This window comes from Bifidobacterium catulorum, assembly GCF_003129925.1.
Lineage (GTDB): Bacteria > Actinomycetota > Actinomycetes > Actinomycetales > Bifidobacteriaceae > Galliscardovia > Galliscardovia catulorum.
The window spans coordinates 1-7,227 of the sequence record NZ_QFFN01000062.1; the positions used below are offsets into that span (position 1 = coordinate 1).

At 64.5% G+C, this 7,227-nt stretch carries 6 protein-coding genes; 5 read left to right on the forward strand and 1 reads right to left on the reverse strand.

The window, feature by feature from the left end; translation table 11 throughout:
- The 5 genes from DF200_RS11020 to DF200_RS10350 all read left to right on the forward strand — a co-directional run.
- A partial coding sequence (locus DF200_RS11020) for a hypothetical protein (RefSeq protein WP_206603444.1) occupies window positions 1-325 on the forward strand: 325 nt, incomplete at its 5' end.
- A gap of 201 nt (window positions 326-526) precedes the next feature.
- Window positions 527-1,549 (forward strand): zinc-binding alcohol dehydrogenase family protein, encoded by a 1,023-nt coding sequence (locus tag DF200_RS10335; protein WP_109138189.1) that lies wholly within the window; start codon window positions 527-529, stop codon window positions 1,547-1,549.
- A gap of 301 nt (window positions 1,550-1,850) precedes the next feature.
- On the forward strand, window positions 1,851-3,320 hold the full coding sequence (locus tag DF200_RS10340) for an MFS transporter (protein WP_109138190.1): 1,470 nt from the start codon (window positions 1,851-1,853) through the stop codon (window positions 3,318-3,320).
- A 454-nt stretch (window positions 3,321-3,774) separates the two neighbouring features.
- Complete coding sequence (locus DF200_RS10345; protein WP_109138191.1) at window positions 3,775-4,431, forward strand: GntR family transcriptional regulator; 657 nt, start codon at window positions 3,775-3,777, stop codon at window positions 4,429-4,431.
- Window positions 4,432-4,599: 168 nt separating this feature from the next.
- Window positions 4,600-5,466 (forward strand): aldo/keto reductase, encoded by an 867-nt coding sequence (locus DF200_RS10350; protein ID WP_109138192.1) that lies wholly within the window; start codon window positions 4,600-4,602, stop codon window positions 5,464-5,466.
- A gap of 34 nt (window positions 5,467-5,500) precedes the next feature.
- Here the strand turns inward: DF200_RS10350 and DF200_RS10355 are convergent, their stop codons facing one another.
- Window positions 5,501-6,955, reverse strand: a complete 1,455-nt coding sequence (locus tag DF200_RS10355) for an aminotransferase-like domain-containing protein (protein ID WP_109138193.1) — start codon at window positions 6,953-6,955, stop codon at window positions 5,501-5,503.
- Between the last annotated feature and the right edge of the window lie 272 nt (window positions 6,956-7,227).

Sequence of the window (7,227 nt, forward strand, 5' to 3'; positions counted from 1 at the left end):
TTCCATACCCGCACACACAAAAGCCCCGGCCACGACGCCGAGGCTCAACACCCCACCACACAAACTGGCGAAGGCTCAAAATAATCAAGGGACAGCGACGATAAAACGTTGTGGTTTCAAGGTTTCGATCGTGTCGATCGTCGACGTGGTCGTCGGGATGACGGTCGGATCATCTGTTGGTCCGGCGGACGGAACGGCGGCTGGAACAACGGCCGGGATGACGGATGATGATCGGACCGTTGGGACGATGGTCACGACGATGATCGGACCGTCGGAACGATGGCCGGTCGGACCCGACCGAAGCCGGAAGCCATTGCGGATTTGACTCGCGGACATATGGATGACTCGGGCCGCATCCATGTGCCAGCGACAACCGGCCCGGACTCCTCGACGACAATGAGGCGGCGAAGAGGAACGGCGGCGCGTTCAGCGATGAACCCCGGCGACATGCGGCGAAGGCCATCCGGCCGGCGCCAATGACACCGGTAACAATGACACCGACGCCGCACACAGGAAAGGACGACCAATGAAGGCCATCGTAGTGAAGGGACCCCACGATCTGAGCATCGAGGAAGTGGCGAAGCCGCAGATCGAGGAACGCGACGACGTACTCGTCAAGATCAAGGCCGTGGGCGTATGCGGCTCCGACGTGCACATCCTGCACGGCGAGAACCCGTTCGTCACCTACCCCCGTGTGATGGGACACGAGATGGTGGGCGAGGTCGAGGCGGTCGGCGCGGGCGTCGATGACCTCGAACCGGGCGACCACATCGTCATCGAGCCGATCACCTACTCCGGCAAGAGCTACGCGGTGCGCCGCGGCATGCCGAACGTGAGCGAGGACCTCAAGGTCAACGGCGTGCACGTGGACGGCGGCGAACAGGAATACCTCGTCATCAAGAACATCCAGGCCCACAAGATCCGCAAGGACATTCCGTGGACCACCGCCGTGCTCGCCGAACCGTACACCATCGCCGGCAACTCCACCACCCGCGGCGACGTGCGCGCCGGAGACCGAGTGCTCGTGCAGGGCGCCGGCCCGATCGGCATCGCCATCCTGCGCGTCGCCAAGGCCAAGGGCGCGACCGTGATGGTCAGCGACATCGTCGACGAGAAGCTGGAGTTCGCCAAGGCCAACGGCGCCGACGTGGTCGTCAACACGAAGACTCAGGACCTCAAGGAGGCCGTGGCCGAATGGACGCACGGCGAGATGGCGAACGTCGTGCTCGACGCCGCCTGCCTGCCGCAGACGTTCCAGGCCTGCTTCGATCTCGCCTCCGTGGCCGGCACCATCGTCGTGCTCGGCATGAGCCCGGAGCCCGTGCCGATCCCGCAGAAGCCGATCATGGCGAAGCAGCTCACCGTGGTGGGCACCCGCCTGCAGGCGTTCCAGTTCGAGCCGATCATCCGCATGATGGAGGCCGGCACACTGGGCGACGACGGCATGGTCACGCACGTCTTCGACTTCAACGACGCCGAAAAGGCGTTCAAGCTCCTCGACGAGCATCCCGAGGAGGTCAAGAAGCTCGTCCTGACCTTCGGCGACTGACGCATAACGTCGGCCGACGTCGAACACACAGGATTTCGGCGGGGCGCGCACCCTCGTGTTCCCCGCCGATCAGCGAACGCCGCATGGCCGTGCTTCCGGGGCGGGATGTTGTCTTCCGTCCTTGGGAATTCCCGTCCCGGTCCGCCCTTCCCCTTTTCCGGCACGGCCATGAGCGTTCGATTACCGCGACCATGTGGATACAACGCGGATAACAATTGATTTTTCCGTGGACGATGACGCCCGCGGCGACGATGCCCGACATCTTCGGCATCGTCATATGCAGTACGAAAGGAAGACGATAATGTCCGACTCCACCGTAACCACCACCGAGGCGAAAGGCGGCGAGCCGACGCTGGCGCAGCGCACCACCGCCGACCTCATCAAGGCCGCCGTATCCGGCTGGCTCGGCACCGCGCTCGAATTCATGGACTTCCAGCTCTACTCGCTGGCCGCCGCCCTCGTGTTCAAGGACATCTTCTTCGGGCACGGCTCCCAGGCAATCGCCATCATGTCGGCCATGGCCGTGTATGGCGTGGGCTATGTGGCCCGCCCGATCGGCGCCTGGTACTTCGGCCGCCTCGGCGACCGCATCGGCCGCACCAAGGTGCTGTTCATCACCATCGCCATCATGGGCTGCGCCACCACGCTGATCGGCGCGCTGCCCACCTACGACCAGGTCGGCCTGCTCGCCCCGGCCCTGCTGGTGATCCTGCGACTGGCCCAGGGTTTCGGCGCCGGCGCCGAAATCGCCGGCTCCTCCGTGCTGCTCGCCGAATACGCGCCGAAAAAGCACCGCGGCATCGTCTCCGCGTTCACCGCGCTCGGCACCAACTCCGGCACCCTGTTCGCCGGCCTGATCTGGGCCATCCTGCTCGGCTGGCTCGGCAACGACGCGGTCGTCAACTGGGGTTGGCGCATCCCGTTCCTCGGCTCCGTCATCGTGATGGGCGTGGCCGTGCTCATCCGAATCCACCTCAAGGAGACCCCGGTCTACGAGACCTCCGTGGAGGAGACCATCGCCGGCTACGACAAGCCTCTCGACAAGGAGTCCGAGGCCGCCCGCAAGGAGGCCGAGAAGAAGGCCGCCGAGGAGATTGCCAAGACCCCGCGCTCCCTCAAGGCGTTCCTTGTGGCCTGCGTGCTGCGCTTCGGTCAGTGCGGCAACTCCGGCATGGTGCAGACCTACCTCATCACCTTCCTGACCGCCAACCTGCTCGTGTCGAAGTCCATCGCCTCGAACGTGGTCGTCTACTCCTCGCTCGTCGGCTTCCTCACCGTGCCGTTCATCGGATGGTGCGGCGACCGCATCGGCCGCGAACGCATGTACAAGATCGTCACCATCGTGGGCCTGATCATCATCGTGCCGTGCTTCCTGCTCATGGTCAACAACCTCGGCACCGACACCACCCTTGAGCAGACCGCCACCGGCATGGTCCCGCACTTCTCCAACCCGACGCTGCTGTTCTTCATCGGCTACATCGTGATGCACAACATCACCGTGCTCTCCTTCTTCTCGCTGGAGAACATCACCATGGCCGAATGCTTCGGCTCCGCCCACCGCTACGAGCAGCTCGCCCTCGCCAAGGAGATCCCGAACCTCATCACCGGTGGTTTCGGCCCGCTGGTCGCCGCCGCCCTGGTCGCCGTGTTCAACTCCTGGATCGCCCTCGCCGTGCTCATGGCCTTCTACACCGTGTGCACCCTGATTGCCGCGGTGGTCATGCCCGAGGTCAGCGGTCGCGACCTGACCGTCCGCGAGGATGCGATGTGATGGCCGCGATGTGACGGCGGCGATGTGATCGCTGCGATGACGACGTGACGGTCGTCGGCATGGGGCCGGTGTCATGTACGGCCACCATGCGACGACCGCCTCGAAATCCGTTCATCGAGGATCCCCGGCCGAAGCGGACGTTCCCCCGGAGGTCTGAACGCCCGCGCTGCCAGCGGACGGTGAATCGTCGATGACACCTTTCGCGCCCGATTCCCCTTCAGAGGAGTCGGGCGCGGTCTTTTTCCAGTCCGATACCGTCGTCCGAAGACGATGTCGCCCCCCGTTCATGGTCGAAACCGGGGGATGATGATGACGACGGCCGTTCGCTGAATCGATGATGTCGTCGTTCATGTGTCGGGAAAACGTTACACGTCCCACGGACTGATAACAATCTCGGGAAAAAGTTGGAATTATTGGTTTTTCGGCCCATTGAGCACAGGTAATATGCGTAACTATGACACGGAGCAAGAAGGACATAGCCTATGATTATCTGCGTCAGCGGATCATAGCGTGCGATTTGAAACCCGGCGATTATCTCGACGAACAAGAGGTCGCTCAGTCGCTGGGCATCAGCCGCACTCCCGTCCGCGAGGCCGTCAACCGGCTCGCGGAGGAGAAGTTGCTGCAACTCATGCCGCGCAAGGGCGTGATTGTGAGTCAACTGTCCGTCAAGGACGCCTTCGACATGCTGGAGGCCCGGCTGATGATCGAACCGGAGATGCTGCGCAAGGCGTTTCCGAACCTTGACAAGGCGTCGGTGACGAAATACCGCGGCTACGTGGCCGGCAAGATCGAAGCCGGAGACACGACCGAGGAGGTCAGCCAGGATTTCGATTTCGAACTCCATATGTATTTCGCCGAACGGACCGGCAACTCCTGCCTCGTCGACATCATGAAGATGCTGATGACGCAGAACCAGCGGGTCAGGTCGGTCATGGCGTCGATCAGGGCCGAGCGTGTGCGCGACGCATGCAGGGAGCATCTGGTCATTCTCGACGCGATCCTCGACGGCGATGTGGACAAGGCGGCCGAGGCGATGCGGGCGCATCAGCTCAGCGCCCTGGAGGACTTCCAGCAGCATTACCGCAGCCGGCAGGCGTTCTTCATGTAGACGCGGTTGCCGCGTGCCTGCGCGCGGGGTCCCTGCCATGCCGGCCGCTCGCTGGCCGCTCACTATAGAATGGGGGACGGTGGATGAAAGCGTATTCATCCGCGTCCATCTATCCGGCGGGGCCGGCATTCCGGCGTTCCGGAGATCCCTATGGCAAGGAGCCGCACTATGGTGATGCACCGCAATCTCGGACCGTTCGACACGACGGCCATCGGCCACGGCGAGATGCCGTTGACCATCGAAAACAACCGTGGCCACGACATCGGCATCGAGACGCTGCACGCCTCGCTCGACGCCGGATGCCGCCACATCGACACCGCCTGGGCGTACTACACGCCGGGCGAGGAGGAGCAGACCGGCGAGAAGCTCACGCGCGAGGCGCTGGAATCCTGGGACGGACCGCGCGACGAGGTGACGGTCGCCACGAAGATCGGCCTGCGCCGCGAATGGGGTCCGAACGGCGAGCCGCTGTGGCCACGCGACGGCAAGCCCGAGCATCTGATCGCATACGGCAAGCAGTCGGCGCAGGCACTCGGCGTGGACGCCATCGACCTGCTGTACCTGCACCGCCACGACCCCGAAGTGCCGTACAACGAGTCCATCGAAGCGCTCAGGCAGCTCGTCGACGAAGGCGTGGCGAAGTACGCCGGCGTCTCCAACGCGAGCATCGAGCAGATCGACATCGCCCGCGACATCCTCGGAGACAGGCTCATCGCCGTGCAGAACCAGTATTCGCCGATCCATCTCGACACACAGGACACCCTCGACTACTGCGCCAGGCTGGGGCTGGCGTTCGTATGCTGGTCGCCGCTCGGCGGATACCGCCACCCGTACGACGAATCCAAGTTCGACCCGTTCCGCGAGGTCGCGGCCGCGCACGGCGTGAGCTACCAGCAGGTCGTGCTCGCCTGGGAGCTCGCCAAGGGCGACCACATGTTCGTGATCCCCGGTGCCCACCGGCCCGAGACCATCCTCGACTCGCTCAAGGCCGGCGACCTCGAACTCACGGAAGAGGAGCTCGCCAAGCTCGGCTGATTCCTGCGCATGGATCCCTGCTTCATGGCCTGATTCAGGCCAAGGCGTTCACCACGCCCGCCAATCGTCCTGCCGCCCCGGCGAACTCCTCCGGGGTGGTGTAGACGTAGCTCAGGCGCAGCGAATTATCGCCCTCGAAATCGTAGATGTCACCGGGGTTGAGCAGCACGCCGTGCTCGATCGCCCGTTGGAACAGGCGTCCCATGTGCACCGGCTCGTCGAACGTGAGCCAGATGTAGAAGCCGCCGCGCGGCACGTTCCAATGCGCGCGTCCGGCGAACAACCGTTCCAGCGTCTCAAGCGCGGCGTCGCGGCGACGGCGCAGCTCGGCGCGTAGCGACTCCAGATACTCCGCGTACAGGCCGGAGTCGAGGAACCGGGCGAACACCCACTGGCTCAGCGTGCTCGCGCCATAGTCCATCTGCATCTTCACGTCCGCGAGACGATGCACGATGCGTTCGTCCGCGCACACCCAGCCGATCCTCAGCCCCGGTGCCAGCGCCTTCGACGCGCTGCCCACCGTGATCACCATGCCGGTCTCGTCCATGGCGGCGAGCGCGCGCGGCGTCGGCCCCTCGAAGACGAGGTCCTGATACGCGCAATCCTCGATGATCGGCAGACGATGCTCCGTGCATGCGTCGATCAGCGCGTGCCGCCGCTCCGCGGGCATCGTGATTCCCGTGGGATTGTGGTTGGTGGGAATCGTGTACAGCACCGCTTCGCCTGTGAGCGAAGCGTCCATCGCGTTCACATCCAGTCCCCGGCCGTCCATCGGCACGCCGGCCAGCCGCATGCCTGCCGACTGGAACACCTGCAATGACTTGATGTAGCTTGGTGCCTCCGCATACACGGTCGAGCCGGCCGATAGCAGACTCACCGAAATCATCTGCAATCCCTGCAATGCGCCCGACGAGACGAGTATGCGTTCTGGGCGGCAGTCCACGCCCCACTCGCGCATGTGCGCGGCGATCGCCTCGCGCAGCACGTCGAGGCCTTCCGGCGGCGGGTAGCCGAGCGCGTCGATTTCGGCGGCGGCCTCGCCGGCCACGCGGCGCCACATGTCGCGCGGGAAGAGCCGCGGGTCGAGTTCTCCGGTGCCGAGCCGTGTCATCGACGGATCGAATTCGAGTCGGTTGATGGCCTGGATCGTCGCGTTGTTCGCCTTGAAGAAGCCGGATGAGACATAATCCGCCCAATCGGGCGCGCCCGGCAGCATCAGCGACCACGTGTTGCTGACGATGCGCGTGCCCGCGCCGTGCAATCCCTCGACGATGCCGTAGTCGGCCAATTCGTTGACGGCCGCGATGACCGTCGACCGGTTCACGCCGAACCCTTCGGCCAGTGCGCGCTGCGACGGCAGACGGGCGCCGATGGGCCACGCGCCGCTGGAGACCTGCGCGCACATGTACTGCACGATTTGTTCGGTGATTGGCGTCGCGGCCGTGCGGTCGGGCTTCCAGTCGATGGCGATGGGTTTCGGTCGCGGCATGATGCGTTCCTTTTCTGGGGTTGGGTTTTGCTGATGGCTCCCCTCAAGGTTGAGGGGAGCTGTGTGGATGGGGCCTTGGTGATCGGCTCCCCCCAAGGTTGAGGGAAGTTGGGTGGATGGGGCCTTGGTGATCGGCTCCCCTCAAGGTTGAGGGGAGCTGCCGCGCACGGCGCGGCTGAGGGGAGTTGGCTTGTGGTTGGTCTGGTGGTGTTCTCCCCTCAGTCAGGCTGTCGCCTGACAGCTCCCCTCGGGGAGGGGAGCCGGTTGGGTGG